Genomic DNA, 23,295 nt, shown 5'->3' on the forward strand with positions numbered 1-23,295 from the left:
GAAACCTTGTTAAAAACGTGATAGAGGAAGATCCGTAAACCTCCTGGGTATGTGCTCCGGGAGGTTTATCGTCTTAAATATGGATATTTTGAAGGAAAGTGCAGAAATTTAGCGAATTATTCTAAAAGTTTATATTAACAGAAAAGGAAATAGTTCCGTTTTTAAATACGAAAGGTTTTGCATAGAATAACATCTAAGAGATACAAAATCATATCCAATCTTGATTTATGATCAATGTTGAAAAACAGTAGGAGGAGAGTATGAATAAAAAACGCTGGATTTCTATCGCGGTTATCGTTGTTTTGCTGGTGATATACGTACAGACAGATGTTATTTCCGGAGGAACAAACATGGGAAAATTGGAAAAATCCCTGTTGCCTTCGGAACCCTCATTCACCACCGGGACTTATCAGGAAGGAACCGGTAAAACGATTGCGCTGATTAACGTCAACGGAACCATTCAGTCGGGGACTGATTCATTGTCATCCACCGATACCTATAATCACCAGATATTTTTACAGGAAATCGAAGATGCCTTTACCAATCCTGAGATTCAGGCGGTTGTCCTGGCAGTTGATTCACCTGGCGGCGGGGTATATGAAAGTGATGAGATTTATCAGAAACTGATCAGTTTAAAAGAAAGATACCCAAAACCTTTGGTTGTTTCCATGGGTACATTGGCAGCCTCAGGTGGTTACTTTATTTCGATGCCTGCGGATGAAATTTTGGCGACTCGGGATACGCTGACCGGATCCATCGGCGTCATTATGAGCACGTATAATTACAGTGAGCTGGCAAAAAAATTGGGTGTTGAGGAAATTGTTTTCAAAAGCGGCAAAAACAAAGACATCATGAATCCGATGCGTGAAGCGACGGAGGAAGAAAAGCAGATCATACAGGGAATCATTGATGAGTATTATGGCTATTTTGTCGATGCAGTGGCTAAAGGAAGAAAAATGGACCGTCAGGCCGTCATCAAAGTCGCCGATGGAAGGGTTTATACAGCGATGCAGGCCAAATCGCTGGGACTCATCGATCAGATTGGCGATCTGGATGGAGCGATTGCCGAAGCAGCAAAAATGATTAACGAAAGTGATCCCACCGTTATCCAATATCAAAATGAAACGCTGTTTAATTTGAATCGGCTCTTCTCCATGGTGTCGCCCCAACTTGATTTCTTGGGGATCAAACAGAATTTGCAGGACAGCGCGGCCCCTACCGTGATGTACCTGTATCGCTAAAGGAGCGTGATTCAGCCATGGATATTGATAATATGACAAACAGCGGTGATCAGACAGCAGAAAGTGCCAATACAGTGGAAAGTGTCAATGTTGTAGATTTAAGAGTCGTTGGTTTTTGGACCCGATTTTGGGCCTTTATCATTGATCTGGCAGTCATTGCGATGAGCAGTCAGATATTTTTCCGGGTTATATGGCCGGCAGGTCTTGAAACGACAACCATCAAATCATTTTTTCTGATCAATGCACTCTTTCCAGGCATCTGGGGAAGTATATATTTCGTTTTGCTGACGATGTATTTCGGACAAACACTCGGGAAAATGATCATGGGAATTAAAGTTGTAAGCCAAGATGGCAGCCCGCTCAGCTGGTCTGCAGTCGCCATGCGGGAAGTCGTCGGGAGAACACTGGCACAGCTGCTCGGCACCTACCTGGGTTATTTGATTTGCGCGTTTCATCCCCGGAAACAGGCCTTAACCGATATCATCGGCGATACCTATGTGGTTTATGCTGGGGATAAAAAGAGGGGCAAATGGGTTCGGATCCCGGTAGCACTGAGTGCCAATGCAGAATAATCAATTTTATGCGACCCGCCCAATATTTGATAATGAACTGGAACCTGCCACGTTGGCAAGAGAGAATATCACAGACGAAGCAATGTTTTCCTACGTGGAAGTAAGCGACTGCACGCTTGATCATATTGAAGCGGACCGGATCATGTTTAAACAAGTCGTCTTTCAAAAAGTCATGTTTACTGAAGCAATCTTCCGGTATGCCGACCTGATGAATGTCCGGTTCCAGAATTGTGATTTATCCAATGCTGACTTTAGTGAAGCCATCCTGCATCGGGTCGAGTTTATTAACTGTAAGCTGATAGGGATTAACTTGAGTGAAGCCACGCTGCGGGATGTGACCTTTGAAAACTGCAATTGCCAATATGCTTTTTTCGGTTATGCGAATGGCAAGCAGAACGAAGACTATAGGCTTCGACATTCAATGCGGATTGGAGGAAAACAAAGATGAACTTCATCGGCAATCTGATTTGGTTGATATTCGGCGGCATTATCGGAGCAATTCTGTGGTTTGTGGCGGGCTTGGTTTTGTGTGTCACAATCGTCGGCATTCCTTTTGGCCTGCAGTGTTTTAAAATATCCTTGCTCGTTTTGTGGCCATTCGGCAAAGAAGTTATTCTCGGCGGCTTTGGGGTGGGGGGATTACTTTTAAATATTCTCTGGCTGGTTTTTCTGGGATGGGAGCTGGCCGTACATCATTTAATTATCGGCCTTATTTTCTGCATCACCATCGTCGGCATTCCGTTTGGACTCCAGCATCTTAAGTTTGCCCAGCTGGCTTTGATTCCCTTTGGGGCAAAAATTGTGGACAAATAAACCATTTCCATTAATATCCTGATTAATAACGCAGTAAAAAAGAACGCCATTTTAGGAGGCCACTGAAAAACACTTTGTTTTTCGCTTAAACCACACAACCAAAAAACCAGAAGATGAGATATATTGACTCATTCTCCTGGTTTTTCAATTCTTATATGTAATGGCTTAGTTTATCACTCTCTTTTTAACCCATTAAAGTTATAATTCTTTTTAAATTAACAGCAAATATTGTGGTCGCCGCTTGTAGCTGCATACCAAATATGCCTGAAGCAGATGCAACACCATACCCATGTCTATGTTTTAGCTCGCTGTTTTTTGCCTCAATTTTGTAACGTTCCTTTGACTTTTCTTTGAAATATTCGCTATCCTGAAATATGGCCTGTTCTTCATGCGTGTGGTGTTTTATCGTTACAGAATATGTTTTGGTTTTTGCCCCGTCTTTATAGCAGCCTGCTTTATAGGGGCAGATTTTGCATTTTTCCACGTCGAATAAGTAGGATTCTACCGTTCCTGTACCGTCTTTAGCATGTTTTTTAGGCCGGGTGCTTGTCTTTTTAAAGCTCATATGTCCAGCCTGACAAACATACATCTGACAATCTTTATTAAATTCAAATATATTGGGATTTATTCGGTTCGATTGTTGATGTGTCACTGTTTTACTCAGCTTAGAAACCAGATTGATGTTATTTTCTTTCGTATATACGATGTTATCTTTTTCGGAATAGGCTGCATCACCAATGATATCTGTAACTTCAATTCCTGCTTGTTCACTTTTTTCTACCAGGGCCTGAAGTTGTTTCCCGTCATGTTTTTCTCCTGATGTAACAACTGCGGCAGTTATGATCCGTTCTTCCGTCATGGCTAGATGAGTTTTATATCCGAAAAAGGCTGTATCCGCTGTTTTATGACCCATTTTGGCATCGGCATCCTTTGACATTAAGGCTAATTGTTCATGGTCATCCTCAACCACTTCTTTTAGCATATTTAGTTTTTCTCTTACAGCAGGGTAACCGGAAATGTGTTCTGCGTTTTCAATGACCGTTATTAGTTTTTGGCAATACGCTAGTTCATCTTCCAGTAAGCCATTATTAACTTTTGCCGGGAATTGCTCTTTCATCTTATCATCTATGGCATAGACGGCTTTGCGTAGCCTCTTAGAACATTCTATTAAATGCTCCCGAGGTGATTTTTGATTGTATCTTGCCTGGGTATGGGTAGAATCTACTATGATGGCTTTGCTTTTTATAATACCTTTTTCCAAAGCGATTCCAACTGTTTTTTGGATCAATAGATCCAGCAGGTTTGTATCTTTGAGCCGTAGCTTTCTGAACTTGGTCAGTGAACTGGGGTCAATGACTTCTTCTTCCGGTGTCATATCAAGAAAATATTTAAATGACATATCGTATTTTGATCGCTCCACCACATCAACATCTGATATGTCGAAAATGCTTTTTAGTAAAAGGTATTTGAACATCCGAACTGGATCTATTGCACCTCGTCCATTATTTTGACAATAGACATTAACCAACTCGTCGTAGATAAAATTAAAATCCACTAATTCGTTCATCTGTCGCAATAAATTATCTTTGGGTATGATCAAATCGTATATGCCCATATAGGGACTTAAGGCCAGGCTTGTTTGTTTCTTTATCATATGATTACCTGCGCTGAAGTTTTTTCTCTATTTAATTGTATCAAAAAAGAGCTGGAATTACTTCTTTCTTCGTAATTCCAGCTCTTTTGCTTTTGAGGTTCAGGTACCACTTTTTCAGTGGCCTCCATTTTAGGCGTTCTTTTTTTAGTAGTGCCTTTATCGAAAAGGTACTTTAAGCAATGGTAATAATGGAATAAATAAAAAATTAGTCAAGATTAATATAAAAAATATTTATCCGGTGTATTTGGGGACTTGAAGTCCTGGGGCAAGTTATCTTGAAGTATATCAGATTTAGAGTTGGGATTGTAACATCGTTTGATAGTCTCTTAACTTCTGGATGTCTTTGATATAGTAATACCCGTTCGTCTGTTCGATTAACATTAATTCCTTTAATTTCTTGATAATCCTTAATGTCGTTATTCGATTTATACCAAGAAGATTGCTGATAAACTGTTGGCTGATTTTAATATTTAATTTGATTTTTGTGTCTTCTTCTACCCCGAAATTCTCGGCAAATGTTAAAAAAAGGTTGCACATCCCCCATTCCGTATCATGATAGAGCAATTCATCAACATGGTTCATATTGGAATAAAATTTCTTTGTAAGGGATTGCAAGAGAAAAAGGGTTACATTTAAGTCTGTTGACAATAGATTCAATAGTTCTTCTTTCTTCAAAAAGACGAGAGTGGTATCCTCACTCGCTTCAAAGTAACAAAAGACCGGAACATCAAAAAGGACATTGGACTCCAAAAAAATGCTGCTCTTCTCAAGAATGCATATGATTCGTTCATTTCCTTTGGGCGAGAATTCCGAAGCAATTACTCTGCCTTCCTTGACAAAGTAAAATCCTTCCATGATATCCCCAGGAGACGCAATAACTGTGTTTTTTTTAAAGAATAATTCCTTGCCGTTTTCAATCAATGTTTTGGAAAAATTATCCAGCCTGTAAATTCTTGAGAATTCTTCAACGGATGTATGTTTCATAAAAATCAAACTCCCTAATATTGATTATAGTATCTCTCCTTTCTGCATTAATATTATCACATACTAATTATACTTTTATTAAAATAAATAAAAATGTAGTCTAGACTACATTTGTAGTGTGGACTTCTACTATTAATTTTGAGAAATGATAACTTATTAATAGAAAATATTTTTAGGGAGGAGTTGTACTATGGATTTGGGTAAAGAAAAACTGAAAGCACAGAACAAGAAAAGGCTATTTCCAAAAAATTTAGTAGACGGGGTTTCTTAAAAACCTCAGTCGGAATGGGGGTTGGGGCAGCAGGCGCAGCTCTGGTAGGTTACGATGGTAGCATAGCCAATGCTGCAGAGGTTGTACAGCATGATTCGTATCCGGTGGAAATTTCCGCAGATTACAAACGGTATGATCAAAAAAACAATGTAATTATGCGTGCATTGTCGGGAGATCCGGTAGTTAAACCTAATTTTGACACATATTTCGGAAAACACATGGGCTGGATACCAAATAAGGTAGCAGATGGTTACGGAAGACTTGAAGAAGCTATGAAAACCGGCGCCTTCGCGATTGAGGATGGTCTCAACGGTTATCATGCTCCAGGTTTTGCTAGTAAGGGACTATATGAGTGGAAGGAACCGCAAATTAGCGGCGTAGTAAACCCTGAGAAATACACTTTTGATACCCCTGAAGCTGCAAGTAAAGCTGTTAAAAGGGCTGCAAAATTCTATGGTGCGGATCTGGTGGGAATTGCCCCTTATGACGAGCGTTGGGTACTTTCGCGTGTATTCAATATCGAAAAGAACGATAGCGTTCCTAACGTACTCCCGTTTGAACCTAAAAGTGTTATTGTTATGGCTCTTCAAATGAGTTACGATGGTTTTCAAGCCGCTCCGACATCTCTTGAACTTGCTTCTGCCGGAAATATTTATTCCAGTATGGGTGTTGTAGTAAGTAAGGTTTCTCACTTTGTTAGAGCTCTAGGTTACCAAACCGTACCCTGCGGCAATGACACCGCCTTAAGTGTTCCTTTGGCGATTCATGCCGGGCTGGGAGAACTCAGCAGAATAGGGATTGCTATCACTCCGGAATTTGGACCGAGACAGCGGTTCTGCAAAATATTTACAGATCTCCCGTTGGCTGTGGATAAACCGATTACTTTCGGGGTTAAGGAATTTTGCATGACCTGCAAGAAATGCGCAGATGCCTGTCCTTCACAAGCAATATCCCATGATAAAGAGCCGAGTTTTCAAGCTGCAACGATCTCGACAAGTGGCGGTGTCAAAAAATGGGCTGCCAATGCTGAGAAATGTTTGGCACAGTGGGCTGACGCTGGTACTGACTGCGGAATCTGTATTAAAGTGTGTCCGTACAACAAACCGAGCGAATGGCATCATGACTTGGCAAAATTTGCTACAAAGACGCCTGCAAGACCGATTCTGAGGTACTTTGATGATCTGTTTGGATACGGAAAAGCAACGGTTGGTGAGGCCGTAAAGGATTTCTGGAAGAAATAAATAAGAATGTATTAATGAGAAGAGGAGAGATAAAATGATAATATTTTGGATGTTCCTGGGAGCATTAATAGCGTCATCATTTTGGTTTGTTTATATCAAATTCCAGGCCGCAGGCAAAATGTCCGTTGTCCGCTGGATTTTAACGTCCATATCCATACTGTGGGGAGCATTTACCCTGGCTTGGATCGTCAGCAGCATCGGCGAAGGTGAGATGCAGGCTGCTGGCATGGGACTGTTAATCTTCGGAGCGATTTTTCTTGTCCTAGTAATCGTTACGGCACGGTTGAATTCTTTGATACCTTCAAAAAAGAAAGCCAATAAAGTAGAGGCCGCGTAACAACAATAAGGACCTTTATCAGGAGCAAGAAATGAAAAACACAGCAAATAAAATGATTGTATTTGCAGCAACAGTTGTATTTCTCCTAACGTTGGGTTTCAGTTGGACTCATACTGATAACGATACCATACCGTTTATGAATCAAGTTTTTCCGGAAGCGCAATCTTTTCAAAAGATTGCGTCTTCCCCTGTTATTTATGAAGGAAGAATCCAAGGGAAAAACGGTGAGGAAGAAAAAATAGGTTACGTCGTAATCGAGCAAGCGGTTGCTTATGGCGGGCCGATTAAAATGGTCACCGGAATCGACCTTAAAGGAAAAATTGTAGGGACGGTTATTGCCGCCCATAAGGATACGCCATCCTTTATCGATAAGGTCATCGAACAGAAATACCTGGAGAAATTCATTGGAAAAGACATCACGGACCCCTTGTCCATTGACAAGGATATTGACCGTATTTCCGGTGCCACATTTTCTTCCCGGGGAATTGCCAAAGCGGTTTCCCAGGGAAGCCATGCCATAGCCAGGGGCGAGTTCGGGCTGGATGTGAAGGATGAAGTAGTGCCGTTTAAGTTCGGGGCAAAGGAAATAGCCGTTATCGCTTTGATCATCCTGGCGGTGATTGGCGTCGCCTTCAAACAGAGAAAACTGCGCTGGATTGCCCTGATAGGCAGCTTGGTCTTCATTGGCTTTCAATACAATACATCGATTTCCCTTGCCAACATTGCTGCATTATTAATGGGGAATTTCCCACCAATCCGTGAAAACCTCGTTTGGTATATCCTCTTAATCGGAATCCCGGTGATCACCTTGATATTAGGAAAGAATGTTTACTGTTTCTGGCTTTGCCCGTTTGGCGCCTTGCAGGAAATAACCGCAAAAGTAGGCGGGGGTAAATTCAAATGCTGCAATAAAACGATCGAAGCAAAAGCGGCTAAAATAAGATATATACTCATCTACCTGGCACTCATAGGGGCATTTCTGACAAAGACACCGAGTTTTGCCGGTTATGAACCATTTGCTACTTTATTTGGACGGCAGGGATTCGGTATCCAGTGGCTTATTTTGCCGGTCGTGATTTTTACTTCTTTCTTTATCAGCAGATTCTGGTGCAGGTTTTTCTGTCCGGGGTTGATACTCAATGAGATCATCTTACGTCCCAGAAGATATATCATGGGGATTCTGGGAAAAGGAACCAAAGGAATCGAGCAATTAAAGGAATCCAAGTAAGATTTGTATAAGGTTTGTAAATGAACTGAATAACATCGAGGTTAAACAATGAAAAGCAAATTAAGTATGGGGGATTTAGGATTTATTATCTTGATAGCCGCTGTCACTGTTATGATTGTAATAAGTGAATGGCACGCGTATCAGGTTGTTTATTAACCTAGCGACTAAAATTTGTACTTGATAATAAACTGCAAAAATCATCGTGACCTTGGCTTTTTAGCCTTGGTCATTTTTTTATTGGTGACCGAGATAACGGTTATGCAATATTTTTAAATGTTTGGTTAGATGATTTGCGTAATACATCAGCTATCATATGCCTTTATGAAGGCATATTTCGGCTTGATGATTTTTTAACCGCTGCAAGTCTTTAATAAAGTAATAGCCGTTGGTTTGCTCGATCAAATTCAGTTCTTTTAATTTATTGATCATCTTTATCGTCGTACCTCTAGTGACGCCCAGCATGTCACTAATAAACTGCTGGCTAATTTTGATATTCAGCTTTATCTTATTTTCTATTTCTATTCCAAAGTTATCGGCAAATGTTAATAATAGGTGACATATTCTCCATTCTGAGTCATAAACTAGTAGCTCATTTACACTATGCAAATTTGCTAAAAATTTGCAGGTAATCGATTGTAATATTAATAGCGTTACGTCAAAGTCAGTTTTTAATAAATTCAAAAGGTCTTCTTTTTTAAAAAAAAGTAAATTCGAAGGCTCTATTGTCTTAAAGTAACAATCACTAGGAATACTGAAAAGTGTGTTAGATTCCAAAAAGATACATCCCTTTTCGATAAGGCCTAGTATATTTTCATTACCCTTTGGAGAGTATGTACAAGCTTTGACCCGTCCATCTTTTAGATAATAAAATCCATCGGGGACATCTCCGGGAGAAACGAGTATCTTATTTTTGGCAAAGAAAAATTCTTCTCCTACATCCAATAATTTTTCAGAGATATTATCAAACAATAATTTTTCAGAGATATTATCAAATTTGAGAACTTGTGTGAAACTATCTTTTCTGATTTCTTCCATAAAAATCAAACTCCCTTTCGATAGATTTCCCTGAAATTCATCTGGCCTATTCAGACCATCTCAAAGATATCATAATTTCGTTGTTTCCTTTAATATCATCTTGACGATATTTAGTGTACACTGTTTTTTTGTCAGAGACCAGCTTAATTGTTATTTTTGTTACGCTCGATTTTCCCTATTCATATTGAAACAACAGATTCTATTTTGTCCTTAAAATTAATTAATGTTCTATAGTGAACACCTGTCAGATATAGATCTATTCATAATTTTTTATTTTATCTATGATATTTGTAGAGTCAAATATTTTAAGGAGGAGATAAGGTATGATTCCAGAAGATGACAAAGAGAAAAGAATTCAACACAAAAAAACCTTTTCCAAAGAATTTAGCAGACGCGGTTTTTTGAAGACCTCATTAGGAGTGGGGGTTGGCGCAGCTGGTGCCGCATTGTTTGGTTCTGAATTAATGGGCGGAAATGTCGCAAATGCGGAGACTGTAGAGCACGATACCATGCCGGTGGAGATCTCCAGTGATTACAAACGGTACAGTAAAACTTCCTTAGCTCCGGTTCTTACTTCTCCTGGAGGTAAACAATATTTCGGAAAAAGAATGGGGGTAATACCTCAAGATGGAGGAGAGGGCTGGGGACCGCTTGAATTCGCTTTTGATGACGCCTGCTGGTCGATTGAAAATGATATCAATCAGTATAAGGCTACCTTAGGCTATAAATCGCAAGGGCTCTTTTCTTGGGAAGGTAAAGTAAATCCTAACGTGTATCAATTTGAAAGCCCAGAAGCTGCAAGCGCTATTATCAAAAAAGCTGCAACCTATTGGGGAGCAAGTAAAGTAGGGATTGCCCCCTATGATGAACGGTGGGTCTATTCCGAAGTTTTCGATGCAAAAACAGATATGCCTGTTCCTAATGAGCTTCCGTTTATGCCGACACATGTTATTGTAATGGCTTTTGAAATGGATTATGACGGTTATCAGACTGCCCCGGCTTTGCCCCAAACGGCCGCTTCTGCCGATATCTACTCCAATATGGGTGTTACCTCTCATAAGTTGGCTACATTTATTAGGAAATTAGGTTACAAATGCCTGCCTTGTTCCAACGATACGGCTTTAAGTGTCCCGTTGGCTATTCAGGCCGGACTAGGGGAGATCAGTAGAATCGGTATTCTGGTCACTCCGGAATTTGGACCAAGAGTGCGGATATGTAAAACGTACGTGGATATGCCTTTAGCAATTGATAAACCGGTTAGCTTCGGAGTGATGGAATTCTGCAAAACCTGCATGAAATGTGCGGATGCCTGTCCTTCCCAAGCGTTATCCCATGATAAAGAACCAAGTTTTAAAGTATCTACCGCAACGAATCCAGGAGTCAAAAAATGGGCTCAAGATGGGTTAAAGTGCATAACACAGTGGGGAGCAGTCGGTGGTGACTGCGGGATTTGTATTAAAGTTTGCCCATATAACAAAAAGCAAGAATGGCACCATGATTTCGTGAAATTGGGAACAAGGACACCGGCTAGACCAGTCCTGAGATTCTTTGATGATTTGTTCGGCTATGGGAAAATAAGTGTCGAAGATGCATTAAAGAAGTTCTGGAATAAATAAGAAAAGGGGAGAGGTAATATGATTATCTTTTGGTTAATCTTAGGTGCACTCATGGCATCATCCATATGGTTTGTTTATATCAAATTTCAGGCTGCAGGCAAAATGTCCGTAACCCGCTGGGTTTTGACTTCCATATCCGTACTGTGGGGAGCTTTTACCTTGGCTTGGATCGTCAGCAGCATTGCCGAAGGTGAGATGCAGGCTGCCGGTATGGGACTGTTAATCTTCGGAGCAATTCTTCTTGTCTTAGTTATCGTAACGATACGGTTAAATTCCCTGATACCCTCCAAGAAGAAAGCTAATAAGGTAGAAGCAGCATAACATCAGGGTAACAGGAGCAGAAAATGAAAAACTCAGTAAATAAAATCATTGTGTTTGCAGCAACCGTTATATTCTTCCTAACGTTAGGTTTTAGTTGGACTTATACAGATAACGATATCATACCGTTTATGAATCAAGTTTTTCCGGAAGCGCAATCTTTTCAAAAGATTGCGTCTTCCCCTGTTATATACGAAGGGATAACGAAAGATCAAAACGGTAAAGAAGAAAAAACGGGTTACGTCGTAATCGAGCAAGCGGTTGCTTATGGCGGGCCAATTAAAATGGTCACCGGAATTGACCTTAACGGGAAAATCACAGGGACAGTTATCGCCGCCCATAAGGATACGCCATCCTTTATCGATAAAGTCATCGACCAGAAATATCTGGAGAAATTCATCGGCAAAGACATCACGGATCCCTTGTCCATTAACAAGGATATTGACCGTATATCGGGCGCCACCTTTTCTTCCCGGGGGATTGCCAAAGCAGTTTCCCAGGGCAGCCATGCCGTAGCCAGGAGCGAGTTCGGGCTCAATGTGAAGGATGAGGTTGAACCGTTTAAGTTCGGGTCCAAGGAAATAGCCGTCATCGCTTTGATCATCCTGGCGGTGATAGGCGTCGCCTTCAAACAGAGAAAACTGCGCTGGGTTGCCCTGATAGGCAGTTTAGTCTTCATTGGCTTCCAATACAATACATCGATTTCCCTTGCCAACATTGCTGCATTATTAATGGGGAATTTCCCACCGATCCGTGAAAACCTCGTTTGGTATATCCTCTTAATCGGAATCCCGGTGATCACCTTTATAATAGGAAAGAATGTTTACTGTTTCTGGCTTTGCCCGTTTGGCGCCTTGCAGGAAATAACCGCAAAAGTAGGCGGCGGTAAATTCAAATGCTGCAATAAAGCGATCGAAGCAAAAGTAGCTAAAATAAGGTATATACTCATCTACTTGGCACTCATAGGTGCGTTCCTGACGAAGTCACCGAGTTTTGCCGGTTACGAACCATTCGCCACTTTGTTTGGCCTGCAGGGATTCGGTATCCAGTGGCTTATTTTGCCGGTCGTGATTTTTAGTTCTTTCTTTATCAGCAGGTTCTGGTGCAGGTTCTTCTGTCCGGGCTTGATACTCAATGAACTAATTTTGCGTCCCAGGAAATATATCATGAGGATTTTAGAAAAAGGGATTCTAGAAAAAGGGACACTGAAAAAAGTTCCGGGAACCAAAGGAACCAAAGGAACCAAAGCAAGATCTACAAATGAATTGAATAAGATCGAGGTCAAAGAATGAAAAGCAAATTAAGCATGGGGGATTTATTATTTATTGTATTGATATCGGCGGTCGCCGTTATGGTTGTGATTAGTGAAATTCAGGCTTATCATGCTGTTTATTAACCTAATGACTAAAAATTGTACTTGATACAACTTTATTAATGTGAAGCCCATGAGTTGTGTGTTCTCTTCACGCTAAATGAACTGCAAAAATCATCGTGACCTTGGCTTTTTAGCCTTGGTCATTTTTTTATTGGTGACCGAGATAACGGTTATGCAATAAATTCCTAAATGTTTTGGTTAGATGATTTAACATAATACATCAGCTATGCCTTATGAACACATATCTCGGCTTGATGATTTTTTAACCGCTGCAAGTCTTTAATAAGGTAATAGCCGTTCGTTTGCTCGATCAAATTCAGTTCTTTTAATTTATTGATTATCTTGATTGTCGTACCTCGATTGACACCAAGAATATTACTAATAAACTGCTGACTAATTTTAATATTCAGCTTTATTTTATTCTCCACCTCTATCCCAAAATTATCTGCAAATGTTAATAACAGGTTGCATATTCTCCACTCTGTATCAAAAAATTGTAGTTCGTCGAAAAGATACTCATAAAAATGAAATTTACGGGAAACCGATTGCATTACATATAGTGTTACATCTATGTCTGTTGCCAGTAAATCTAAAAGGTCTTTTCTTCTAAAGAAAATTAAATGCGAGTCCTCCATAGTCTCAAAATAACTGTCAATCGGAATATCGAAAAGTACACCAGATTCTAAGAATATACTACCCTTTTCAAGAAGGGAAATTATCTGTTCATTACCCCTTGGAGAGTATTTATAACTTTTGATCCGGCCATCTTTAATATAATAAAATCTGTCTGGAACATCCCCCTGAGAAAAGACTACTTTATTTTTAGCAAAGAATAATTCTTCCCCTACGTCCAATAATTTTTCAGGAATATCACGAAATTTGACAATATGTGAAATGGATCCACACTCTTTCATAAAAATCAAACTCCTATATCGTGGATTTTCAAAAAGTATTTCCCTGATTATCACTGAACTATATTTAGTCTACACTATTTCTTTGTCGGATACCAGCTAAATTATTTAAAAATAAATTTTATTTTGTCATTAAATTGAAATAATGTTATCTAGCCAACACCTGTTGGCTAGAAATCTATACATTCTTGTTTATTTTTTATACAGTAATTACAGATTGGTATTAAAAAAGATAATTAAGGAGGTGAGGAAACAAATGAGTACAATACTAATATTTTTGGCGGGAATTCTTTTCTTAGCCGGTGTCCTTTTTATCAAACCTCGTGCAAAGCAGGATAAGATTTGGAAGACCGTGATTATTTGGACCTTATATGTTATTTTCTTTGTTATCGCTTGTATGGGGATTTCCTTTGTTTACATCAATGCCAGTGTCGGACATGTCAAAGCGACAAGTACAGCGATATTCCTGTTTGGGGGGATTTCGCTAATTCTGGCTGTCGTCTTAGCCCGTGTATTAGGATTTATTGGTGCAAAGAAAAAGGTCAATGACTCATTACAAGCTTAAAGGAGGAAAATTAATGTCCGTAAATTCAGGTAATAAAGAAAAAGGACCCCGGCAGGAAGTTTCAGTAAGCCGTCGTGGTTTTCTGAAAACCGGGGTAGCCGCAGCAGCGATGGGCGTCATGGGGGCGATTGCAGCGCCATCCAAGATGGCCAACGCAGCATCAGCTAGTTTAACCTATCAGCCCGCCAAAGGACAATGGTCGAAATTGCGTCCTGTTAACAACTATGGCGGTGCTTCAGTACGTTATGCTGAAATTAACAATCAATGCTTAGGTACATCCAAGATTGTTGGGCCAGTAATTCAAACAAACGAGAAAGACGCTGGATTTGCTTTAGCTTTCAGAGGATTATTAGGCGATAAAGCAAAGTACGGAATAATGACACAAGGCAAAAGATATCCTATGGCGGCTTCTTTTCAAATACCGATGTCACCCCTCGCGGCAATGGTCAGTGGCAAGCCAAGTCCAGACAAATTCCAGATTCCGGACCCGGAACAGATGTCCCAACATATTAAAGATTTCGGGTATTATCTTCGCTGCGACGAGGTGGGTATCGGCGTTATGCCTGATTACGCTTATTACAAAGGCACCCAGGCCCCGCCTCTAGGTGCTTATGTTTCCGGCGCTGTCCCACTTCAGACGCCAATGACAGATGTTCCTATCAAAGATAAATTACCTTACGTTATTTGTTTGGCAGTAGAGCAGCATTTGGAAACGAGTATGGCTTCTACAGGGTATGACGGTATTTCAGTTGTCCAATCCATGCGGTCCTACCATGCAGCTGCCAATGCGGCGGTCATCATGGCGAATTATATTCGCAGCCTGGGTTATAATGCCAGGGCACAGCATTATGTAAATTACGAGGTTGTTATGACGCCTTGTCTAATCGCTGCCGGAATGGGCGAGCTTACTCGAACAGGTGATTCTGCCGCCCATCCCCGTATAGGTTTCCGCCATAAATCTTCAGCAGTAACGACAGATTTGCCTTTGGTAGCAGATAAACCGATTGATTTTGGCATGCAGGATTTCTGCAGAGTTTGCAAAAAGTGTGCGGATAATTGTCCTGCCCAAGCGATTACCTTTGATGATGATCCTATACCGCACAATGGTTACCTCCGTTGGAATACCGATTCTAAGAAGTGTGCAGTATTCCGTTGCGCTAACGATGAGGGTGTTAACTGCGGAAGATGTATCAAAGTATGTCCCTGGAATTCCAAGGAAGACTCCTGGTTCCATGAAGCCGGACTGTGGATTGGCAGTAAAGGCGAGACAGCTTCAACATTTCTTAAAACAATTGACGACATGTTTGGCTACGGAACTGAAGATCTTACCCAATATCAATGGTGGCTGGAGTGGCCGGAAAATTATAAATTTCAGATACCAGCTGTACCAACTGTACCAGCTAAGTGATATTGCTTAATTTCTGATTTATTTAAGAGGGTGTCCCGAAAGTATTAAGAAACTTTTGGGACATCTTTTTTATGTAGCGAACCTTTAAAAGATCGTCCGAACCGCATAGGGCTTTCAGAATCCTTATTAATAGAACAAATTGTCAAGTATTCTTATAAATCGCAACGCTTATAAGAGGGATGCAACTAAATTATAATCCTCTACTAATTTGTATATTTTAGTGTTTGTTAATATTTGCATGAATTTTTTTTTAATACAAATACATGCTATTATTTATAATGACTGCTTTCCAAATGGGGCTTTAATATGACCTTTTTATATGACCTCTTCCAACTCGGTGCAGTTACATTAGAAGGTCAATTAATATACAAAATTTTTCTTAGCAATAATATTATCGTACGCTAATATCATTGATTCCTTTTTTGGTGTACGCTATGATTAATTTAGCATATGCAAACAATTATCCTAAAGATGACATAAATTTTTTGGTATGTTTAAATTTTTTAAGGGGTGAATGATTATGAAGGAAACTCTTAAAGAGCAACTTATCCCAGATTCTTTTCATCCTATAGAAAGATTGCAGAATTTTGTCCATATGGGGGTAGTCCGTAATTATCAAAAAGGGGAAACCGTTGTATTACCTGGAGAAACAATAGATAGGATAATATATGTACTTTCCGGTAAACTCACTGTAAATTTTCTGAATGATGACGGAAGGCAAAAATTGATGTACAAGGCTGGACAATATTCCATAGTTGATCGACTATTTCCGTTAGAAAATTGTTTTGTTCATGTTATTTCAGAAGAAAAAAGCAAAATCTGTTTTTTTACCAAAGAGCAGCTTTTTATAATCTTTAAACAGGATGATGAAATTCTTAATGAATTTCTCGTAAACTATTCATCAAAATGTTTTCATTTTATGAATGGATCAAAGGAGATGGCCCTTTACAACCCATCGATTCGCGTTTTACGATTGATTCATGAATTATGTCTTACTGAAGGTAAAGTAGTTGACAACGTCTATGAAATAGATGTGAAATTATCTCAAAGGGCAATTTCAGAAATGACGGGTGTCCATTTTGTTACAATTTGCAGAGTATTTAGCTGGCTAAAAAAAGAAAATATTTTGCAAAAAACAACAAATAAAATTATTATTAATGATTTGGAACGGCTTAAGGAAATAATCAATGAGAACAGTAAAAACTAAACACCGGCAGCGGTGTTTTTTTTATCTCCGGCAATGGTATGTAGGAATGTGATAGTATAAATAAATATTGAATTGATTTTGAGAACTTAGTAGGGATTAATTTTTTTTATAACTTCTGCCGAGATCTTAGCCTATGCTAAAAAATGATATTAAGGAAGTTATTAGAATTTGCTTTGGAGACTCTTTTGGCGGGGAGGGGACAAAAATGGAAAGGGTAATAAGCAATCACTATAGTATTCTGCCAGGTAATTTTTATCCGATTTTGAAACTATGTAATTATACGCATTTGGGGGTCATACGTAATTATCGCAAAGGAGATACGATTGTTTTGCCTGGAGAGATCATTAATAAAGTTGTCTTTGTGCTTTCGGGAAAATTGGGTATTAGCTTTATGAATGATGATGGAAGGCAAAAGTTTATGTTTTACGCTGACCCTTTTACTTTTGCGGACCGATTATTTGCCATTGAGGAATGTTTTGTTCATGTTGTTTCAGAGGAAAGGAGTACGGTTTGCTTCTTTGATAAAGAACAACTTCTTAGTATATTTCAACAGGATAAAGAAGTTCTTATTGAATTTATTACCTGTTATGCATCGAAATGCACTTATTTTATGCGTGAATCTAAAGAAATGGCAATTTATAAACCATCAGTCCGGGTCTTAAGGTTGCTTTATGAACTCTGCCGTCAGAAGGGAAAAGAAGTTGACCAGGTTGACCATGTTTATGAGATTGATGAAAGAGTATCACAAAAGGCGATATCCGAAATAACCGGTGTTCATTTTGTGACAATCTGCAAACTATTTCGCTATTTGAAGAAAGAAAATATTCTGAAGAAAAATTCAGGCAAGATTATTATCTATGATTTGCCACGGTTACATGATTTGATTGAAGAGTGGATGAAAACTTGAACGCAGCCGAAAGACCATTAGATTGTCGACAAAGTCATTGTCGGCATTTTTTTTATTTATATCATTATAAAAAAATAAACTGTAAAGAAAAATTCTTATACTAGACTAAGTCTGGTTTTGTTAAATCTAATACAATGTTAATTAATTAAGATATTACTAACGAGAAGATAGGAGGTGTAAAACAATGAGTACTTTTTTGATTTTCTTAGCGGGTGTCCTTTTTTTAGCCGGTATCCTTTTTATCAAGCCGCGCGCTGCTAAAAATAAAATTTGGCAGACAGTGCTGGTATGGGCTCTATTTGTCGTTTGGTATTTCATCACATGGATTGGAATTTCGTTTGTTTACATTAATGCCAGCGTAGGGCACGTCAAAGCGACAAGCACCGCAATCTTCTTATTTGGAGGAATTTCCGTGGTGCTGGCTATCATCTTAGCGCGTATCTTGGGATTCATCACGATGAAGAAAAAAGTAGATCATACGTCACAAGCCTAAAGGAGGAGAACTAATGTCAGAGATTCCGGAAAAAGGAAATAAAAAACCCAATCAGCAAGCGCACGTAAGCCGCCGGGGTTTTTTAAAAGCAGGTGCAGGGGCCGCTGCAACGGCCCTCGGCGTGATGGGAGCAATTGCAAGTTCGCCCGGAGTGGCAAATGCTGTAATTGATCTCGGGTACAAAAATTCATTATATAAACAAATGGAGTATACACCCATCAAGGGCCAATGGTCAAAATTAAAGCCGAAGATGGATTACGGCGGCGCCGCAGTCCATTTTGTAGAGCATAATGATCAGTGGCTTGGAACCTCTCAGATTCTGGGAAAGGTAGAAAGAACAAATGAATCTGACGGTGGATTTCCATATGCAATTAGAGGATTACTGGGAAAGAAGTCCCAATATGGATTTGTTTCGCAGGCGATAAGATATCCACTCGGAGATGCCCTGATGCTTCCAACGCAGGAAATAAGCAAAGAAAACATTGTAAACGGCGTTCCGAAGCCGGATAAACTTCCGATTCCTGATCCGGAGCAAATGTCTCAGCATATCAAAGATCTTGCGTATTATCTGAGAGCGGATGAAGTAGGGATCGGGAAAATGCCAGCCTATGGCTACTATAAAGCGGTTATGGATCCGCCTGAAGGAGCCTATGCTGCCGGCATTGTTACCCTTGAAACCCCTTATGATGATGTACCTGTTACGGAGTCAATGCCTTACGTTATTTGTGTTGCTGTGGAACAGCATTGGGAGACGTATGCGGCTTCAACGGGGTATGACGGAATTTCCCTTGAGCAGTCCTTCCGCAGTTATCATGCTACAGCCAATATTTCTGTCGTCATGGCACAATACATTCGTAACTTAGGCTATAATGCCAGGGCCCATCATTTCGGGAATTATCATGCGGTTATGGGACCTCTTTTGATTGCAGCCGGTATGGGAGAACTGACCCGTACAGGGGACTGTGTGGCGCATCCCCGGATGGGATTCAGAAATAAAGTAGCCGCAGTTACGACAGATTTGCCTTTGGTACCGGATAAACCGATCGACTTTGGTATGCTGGATTTCTGCAGGGTATGTAAAAAATGCGCCGAAACCTGCCCGAACCAAGCGATAACCTATGATGTAGATCCCATACCATTTAACGGCTACATGCGCTGGAATACCGATGCCTATAAATGTGCAGCGTTTAGAACCGGCAACGAGGAAGGCGTTAACTGTGGCAGGTGTGTAAAAGTCTGTCCGTGGAATTCCAAGGAAAGATCCTGGTTCCATGATGTCGGAATATGGATTGGAAGCAGGGGACAGACAGCTTCATCACTGCTCAAAAAAATTGATGATATGTTTGGTTACGGAACGGAAGAAATTGCTCGATATAAGTGGTGGCTGGAATGGCCGGAAATGTATAAAATCAGAATACCGGCAGATAAACAATAAATACTGTTTTCTCGAAAGAAGCTGCTGCCAGCAATTTTATGGATTGTTGGCAGCGGCTTCTTATTTTTAAGCACCTATTTAAGGCCTGCTGAAATACGCCATCAATCTCAGTATCATATCTGTCGAGATAAGAGATGGCCTTATATTAACAATGATAAAAAATATTCGTACAAGGATAGAAAAGATTAACAGTCGATAATGCCCAACATTTAAAAACGAGTACAATAAAGCTTGGCAAGGGATATAATTTGTGAAATTAAAGGAGGTGAAAAAATGAGTACTTTGTTAATTTTCCTGGCTGGTATTCTTTTTTAGCGGGAGTTCTTTTCGTCAAACCCAGAGCCAAGCAAAATAAAACATGGCAGACCGTGACTGTTTGGGTAACTTTTGTTATTTGGTTTTTTATTACATGTATAGGGGTATCATTTGTTTACATTAATGCCAGTGTAGGACACGTCAAGGCCACAAGTACTGCTATTTTCCTGTTTGGTGGGATCTCGGTGGTTCTGGCCGTAGTGTTAGCCCGCGTATTAGGGTTTATTGGAATGAAAAAGAAGGTCACCGAGTCTTCACAGGCTTGAAAGGAGGAAAATTGATGTCGGATCATTCCGAAAGTAAAAAGCTGCCTGGGCAGGTAAGCCGCCGCGGCTTTTTAAAAAGCGGTGTAGCTGCAGCAGCCATGGGTGTAATGGGAGCGGTCGCAGCTCCATCGAAGATAGCAAATGCGGCTGTAAGTAACTTTGGCTTAGACTATACGCCGGCAAAGGGACAATGGTCAAAACTGCGTCCTACTGTCAACTATGGCGGCGCTTCGGTAAGTTTTGCCGAGCATAACGACCAGTGGTTGGGAACAAGCAAGATTGTGGGGCCGATTCAGAGATCAAGTGAATACGACTCAGGTTTTACTTTGGCGCTTAGAGGGTTACTCGGAGAGAAGGCCAGATGGGGATTTCTTACCCAGACCAAGCGATATCCGCTTACAGATGGAATTGGCTGGGCAATAGCGACGGTTAGCCCGGATGAGATTTGTATCGGTGTCCCGAATGCCGAGAAACTTCCGATACCCGATCCGGAACAAATGTCCCAGCATATGAAAGATGTTGCGTATTATCTCAGGGCAGATGAAGTCGGTATCGGCAATATGCCGTCCTATGCTTATTATGGATTTAAGCAGGTTCCGCCCCAGGGGCTGTTCCCCGCGGGTATCGTTCCGCCGGATACGCCGATTCACCAGATCCCGAACACAGAACCGGATTTGCCCTATGTTATTACGTTTGCTGTGGAACAGCATTTGGAAACTTATCTAGCCTCGACCGGCTATGACGGAATATCCGTATCCCAGTCATTCCGGTGTTATCATGCCGTAGCAAATATTGCGGTCATTATGGCGCGGTACATTCGGAGTCTAGGTTATAATGCCAGGGCGCATCACTTTGGCAACTACGATCTGGCCGTTCCGCCGGCGCTTATCGCTTCCGGAATGGGTGAGCTCAGCCGTACGGGAGACTGCGTTGCTCATCCCAGAATGGGATTCCGCAACAAATGCGGCGCAGTCACAACCGATCTGCCGCTCGTGCCCGATAAACCCATTGATTTCGGATTGCTGGATTTCTGCCGGGTTTGTAATAAATGTGCGGACAATTGTCCGGCCGGTGCCATTACCCATGATAAAGATCCTGTTGTACAAAACGGTTATCTGCGCTGGAACAGTGATATGAAGAAATGCGCGACCTTCCGGGCCGGAAATGACGAAGGTGTCAATTGCGGCCGATGTGTAAAAGTCTGCCCGTGGAATTCCAAGGAAGACTCCTGGTTCCACGAAGCAGGCTTGTGGATCGGCAGCAAAGGCGAGACCGCCTCAGCATTGCTTAAGAAAATTGATGATATGTTCGGTTACGGTACAGAAGAGATTACCCAATATAAGTGGTGGCTGGAATGGCCCGAGCTTTATAAAATCAATATTCCCAGTTAATTGAATTAACTTAATTTCTAAGTATTACTAAGAGGCACGTTACTGAACGTGCCTCTTAATAATATTTAATCTAATAGTAGAAAGAATTATCTTTTTCTGAGTGTCGAATACCTGATCAGAGGAAATATTAAAAGTGTAAAACTTGAGGTTTTAGTTATATGTTAAATTAAAATAGCAAAAATAATTGTATAATAAATTTAAGTATAATGTAAAATATATGCATTGAATTTGCATTGCTTTTTAAGTACGGTATTTGGTTAATGTGTTCTTCCTGGCGCGGACTAGATTCAATTGTTACGTTTTTAATTGTTTTTTGGTGTAGAATTTAGTTGCGGGACGTACATCTGTTATTACAAGAGGGATTTAGTGGGTGGCAAAATAAATCCTGGGCTGGTAATGGTGGTGAATAATTGGAAGGAGGAAGCGTATGCAATACGATTATGGAAGATGCGAGGGGGCAAGGGCTATTCCTGACACTTTCTATCCGATTGAAAAACTGAGGGATTTCACGCATATAGGAGTAGTAAAAACCTATGCTAAGGACAGTAATGTAATCTTACCGGGAGGTAAGGATTATATGCTGGTTTATGTGCTTTCCGGAAGGATAAGTTTGAACCTGATGACGGAAGACGGCAGGGAAAGAGTGATTTATTTTTCAGGAGAAAATGGAATTTTAGGTCGTTTGTATAAGATGGAAAATGAAAATGATACTTATGCGGTTGCCATAGAAGATTCTAAAGTATGTCTTTTTTTCGAAGAGCACCTCAGAATTATTTTCCGTCAAGATGAAGACATGATCTTTGAAGTGCTTAGAAATTGTCTTTCCAAAGTAAGTTATTATATGAGACAAACGATAGAAAGAGACTTTTACAATCCAACGATTAGAATCTTAAGATTGCTGCATGGACTTTATCTTACCAATGGAATATCGGTAGGAGATTCTTACGAAATACGTATGGACTTATCATTGCAATTTATCTCTGAGATAACAGGAGCACATTATGTTACAGTCTCCAAAGTATTAAAGTATTTAAAGGAGCAAAAAATTATTGAAAAGAAAAAAGACAAAATAATTATTCATGATCTGGAAAAACTTAAAGAATTAACCCATGAGAAGCATATTTATAAATATATTTATTAGAATTAAGTTTGACAATTCATTTTGTACAAATTATTTTTTGAATTCCATTTCATTAGAGAAATGGAGTATTTTTTTGTATTATTTTAAATTACCTGTGTCTCTATTCAATTTTCTAGTCAACAGTTTAAAACAAAAAAATATTTTGAAGATGTATAGTTTTAGTTATACAACTAAACTTCACTCAAAATTATTAAATACAATGTACCTATAGTCATAAAAATGACTGAATTATCAAAAGGGAGGTGAAAATGATGGGTACATTCTTAATTTTTTTAGCGGGCGTATTATTCTTAGCGGGTATTTTATTTATTAAACCTCGTGCTAAACGTGAACAAATGTGGAAAACAGTAGTTAATTGGGCCTTGTTTGTTATCTGGTATGGGATTACCTGGATGGGGGTTTCCTTTATCTACATTAACGCATCGGTTGGACATGTCAAAGCCACAAGCACAGCAATATTCCTGTTTCTGGGGATATCTGTGGTTCTTGCCGTTGTTCAGGCCCGCCTGCTGGGATTCATTGGTGTGAAAAAAGCGGGGAATACAGGTGAATTACAAGCTTGATAGGATGT

The 23,295-nt window shown here is 40.0% G+C and carries 23 protein-coding genes and 1 pseudogene; 20 read left to right on the forward strand and 4 right to left on the reverse strand.

What is annotated here, in order from left to right; genetic code table 11:
- Window positions 1–260 precede the first annotated feature (260 nt).
- Genes sppA through DEHRE_RS03885 form a run of 4 tightly spaced genes read left to right on the forward strand, consistent with a single transcriptional unit; the run spans window position 261 to window position 2,626 of the window.
- Window positions 261–1,241: a signal peptide peptidase SppA gene (gene sppA / locus DEHRE_RS03870; RefSeq protein ID WP_025205292.1), complete on the forward strand. Its 981-nt coding sequence runs from the start codon at window positions 261–263 to the stop codon at window positions 1,239–1,241.
- Between the two features lie 17 nt (window positions 1,242–1,258).
- Window positions 1,259–1,813, forward strand: coding sequence for an RDD family protein (locus DEHRE_RS03875; protein WP_025205293.1), 555 nt, complete (start codon window positions 1,259–1,261; stop codon window positions 1,811–1,813).
- Window positions 1,803–2,261, forward strand: coding sequence for a pentapeptide repeat-containing protein (locus DEHRE_RS03880; protein WP_025205294.1), 459 nt, complete (start codon window positions 1,803–1,805; stop codon window positions 2,259–2,261). Before DEHRE_RS03875 ends, DEHRE_RS03880 begins: the two co-directional genes overlap by 11 nt.
- On the forward strand, window positions 2,258–2,626 hold the full coding sequence (locus DEHRE_RS03885; protein ID WP_019226941.1) for a YccF domain-containing protein: 369 nt from the start codon (window positions 2,258–2,260) through the stop codon (window positions 2,624–2,626). Before DEHRE_RS03880 ends, DEHRE_RS03885 begins: the two co-directional genes overlap by 4 nt.
- A 184-nt stretch (window positions 2,627–2,810) precedes the next feature.
- On the opposite strand, the gene DEHRE_RS03890 is transcribed toward DEHRE_RS03885, so the two are convergent.
- Both DEHRE_RS03890 and DEHRE_RS03895 read right to left on the reverse strand, forming a co-directional pair.
- Window positions 2,811–4,280: an IS1182 family transposase gene (locus DEHRE_RS03890; protein WP_025205295.1), complete on the reverse strand. Its 1,470-nt coding sequence runs from the start codon at window positions 4,278–4,280 to the stop codon at window positions 2,811–2,813.
- Between the two features lie 291 nt (window positions 4,281–4,571).
- Window positions 4,572–5,264 (reverse strand): Crp/Fnr family transcriptional regulator, encoded by a 693-nt coding sequence (locus tag DEHRE_RS03895; RefSeq protein ID WP_025205296.1) that lies wholly within the window; start codon window positions 5,262–5,264, stop codon window positions 4,572–4,574.
- 237 nt (window positions 5,265–5,501) lie between these two features.
- On the opposite strand from DEHRE_RS03895, the gene DEHRE_RS03900 reads away from it, so the two are divergent.
- From DEHRE_RS03900 to DEHRE_RS03910, 3 genes are read left to right on the forward strand one after another with little or no spacing between them, the layout of a single operon-like run.
- Window positions 5,502–6,776 carry a reductive dehalogenase gene (locus DEHRE_RS03900; RefSeq protein ID WP_038603124.1) on the forward strand — a complete coding sequence of 425 codons (1,275 nt, stop codon included), beginning with the start codon at window positions 5,502–5,504 and terminating at the stop codon, window positions 6,774–6,776.
- A 34-nt stretch (window positions 6,777–6,810) separates the two neighbouring features.
- A complete protein-coding gene (locus tag DEHRE_RS03905) occupies window positions 6,811–7,113 on the forward strand; it encodes a hypothetical protein (RefSeq protein ID WP_025205298.1) in 303 nt (100 codons plus the stop codon).
- 31 nt (window positions 7,114–7,144) lie between these two features.
- A complete protein-coding gene (locus tag DEHRE_RS03910; RefSeq protein WP_025205299.1) occupies window positions 7,145–8,341 on the forward strand; it encodes a 4Fe-4S binding protein in 1,197 nt (398 codons plus the stop codon).
- Between the two features lie 309 nt (window positions 8,342–8,650).
- Here the strand turns inward: DEHRE_RS03910 and DEHRE_RS03915 are convergent, their stop codons facing one another.
- On the reverse strand, window positions 8,651–9,376 hold the full coding sequence (locus tag DEHRE_RS03915) for a Crp/Fnr family transcriptional regulator (protein ID WP_038603126.1): 726 nt from the start codon (window positions 9,374–9,376) through the stop codon (window positions 8,651–8,653).
- Between the two features lie 323 nt (window positions 9,377–9,699).
- On the opposite strand from DEHRE_RS03915, the gene DEHRE_RS03920 reads away from it, so the two are divergent.
- Genes DEHRE_RS03920 through DEHRE_RS03930 form a run of 3 tightly spaced genes read left to right on the forward strand, consistent with a single transcriptional unit; the run spans window position 9,700 to window position 12,602 of the window.
- Window positions 9,700–10,992, forward strand: a complete 1,293-nt coding sequence (locus DEHRE_RS03920; RefSeq protein ID WP_025205300.1) for a reductive dehalogenase — start codon at window positions 9,700–9,702, stop codon at window positions 10,990–10,992.
- 18 nt (window positions 10,993–11,010) lie between these two features.
- Window positions 11,011–11,313, forward strand: a complete 303-nt coding sequence (locus tag DEHRE_RS03925; RefSeq protein ID WP_025205301.1) for a hypothetical protein — start codon at window positions 11,011–11,013, stop codon at window positions 11,311–11,313.
- Between the two features lie 23 nt (window positions 11,314–11,336).
- Window positions 11,337–12,602: an FMN-binding protein gene (locus tag DEHRE_RS03930; RefSeq protein ID WP_025205302.1), complete on the forward strand. Its 1,266-nt coding sequence runs from the start codon at window positions 11,337–11,339 to the stop codon at window positions 12,600–12,602.
- A gap of 307 nt (window positions 12,603–12,909) precedes the next feature.
- Here DEHRE_RS03930 and DEHRE_RS03935 read toward each other — a convergent pair whose 3' ends face one another.
- Window positions 12,910–13,599, reverse strand: coding sequence for a Crp/Fnr family transcriptional regulator (locus tag DEHRE_RS03935; protein WP_025205303.1), 690 nt, complete (start codon window positions 13,597–13,599; stop codon window positions 12,910–12,912).
- Between the two features lie 253 nt (window positions 13,600–13,852).
- Here DEHRE_RS03935 and DEHRE_RS03940 point away from each other — a divergent pair, with 253 nt between their 5' ends.
- From DEHRE_RS03940 to DEHRE_RS03980, 10 genes and pseudogenes are all read left to right on the forward strand, one after another.
- The gene (locus DEHRE_RS03940; RefSeq protein WP_025205304.1) at window positions 13,853–14,161 is read left to right on the forward strand and encodes a hypothetical protein; all 309 of its coding nucleotides are present in this window, start codon (window positions 13,853–13,855) and stop codon (window positions 14,159–14,161) included.
- 13 nt (window positions 14,162–14,174) lie between these two features.
- On the forward strand, window positions 14,175–15,569 hold the full coding sequence (locus DEHRE_RS03945) for a reductive dehalogenase (RefSeq protein WP_025205305.1): 1,395 nt from the start codon (window positions 14,175–14,177) through the stop codon (window positions 15,567–15,569).
- Window positions 15,570–16,089: 520 nt separating this feature from the next.
- Window positions 16,090–16,776, forward strand: a complete 687-nt coding sequence (locus DEHRE_RS03950) for a Crp/Fnr family transcriptional regulator (RefSeq protein ID WP_025205306.1) — start codon at window positions 16,090–16,092, stop codon at window positions 16,774–16,776.
- Window positions 16,777–16,981: 205 nt separating this feature from the next.
- Window positions 16,982–17,683 carry a Crp/Fnr family transcriptional regulator gene (locus DEHRE_RS03955; RefSeq protein ID WP_025205307.1) on the forward strand — a complete coding sequence of 234 codons (702 nt, stop codon included), beginning with the start codon at window positions 16,982–16,984 and terminating at the stop codon, window positions 17,681–17,683.
- A 184-nt stretch (window positions 17,684–17,867) separates the two neighbouring features.
- A complete protein-coding gene (locus DEHRE_RS03960; RefSeq protein ID WP_025205308.1) occupies window positions 17,868–18,176 on the forward strand; it encodes a hypothetical protein in 309 nt (102 codons plus the stop codon).
- 13 nt (window positions 18,177–18,189) lie between these two features.
- Window positions 18,190–19,611, forward strand: a complete 1,422-nt coding sequence (locus DEHRE_RS03965; protein WP_025205309.1) for a reductive dehalogenase — start codon at window positions 18,190–18,192, stop codon at window positions 19,609–19,611.
- 273 nt (window positions 19,612–19,884) lie between these two features.
- Window positions 19,885–20,192: pseudogene (locus tag DEHRE_RS15190) on the forward strand (dehalogenase).
- Window positions 20,193–20,206: 14 nt separating this feature from the next.
- Window positions 20,207–21,583: a reductive dehalogenase gene (locus DEHRE_RS03970; RefSeq protein WP_019225050.1), complete on the forward strand. Its 1,377-nt coding sequence runs from the start codon at window positions 20,207–20,209 to the stop codon at window positions 21,581–21,583.
- Window positions 21,584–22,010: 427 nt separating this feature from the next.
- Window positions 22,011–22,724, forward strand: a complete 714-nt coding sequence (locus tag DEHRE_RS03975) for a Crp/Fnr family transcriptional regulator (RefSeq protein ID WP_019225051.1) — start codon at window positions 22,011–22,013, stop codon at window positions 22,722–22,724.
- 248 nt (window positions 22,725–22,972) lie between these two features.
- A complete protein-coding gene (locus tag DEHRE_RS03980) occupies window positions 22,973–23,287 on the forward strand; it encodes a hypothetical protein (RefSeq protein ID WP_019225052.1) in 315 nt (104 codons plus the stop codon).
- Window positions 23,288–23,295 lie beyond the last annotated feature (8 nt).

The sequence above is a fragment of the Dehalobacter restrictus DSM 9455 genome (genome assembly GCF_000512895.1).
GTDB classification, from domain to species: Bacteria; Bacillota; Desulfitobacteriia; order Desulfitobacteriales; family Syntrophobotulaceae; genus Dehalobacter; species Dehalobacter restrictus.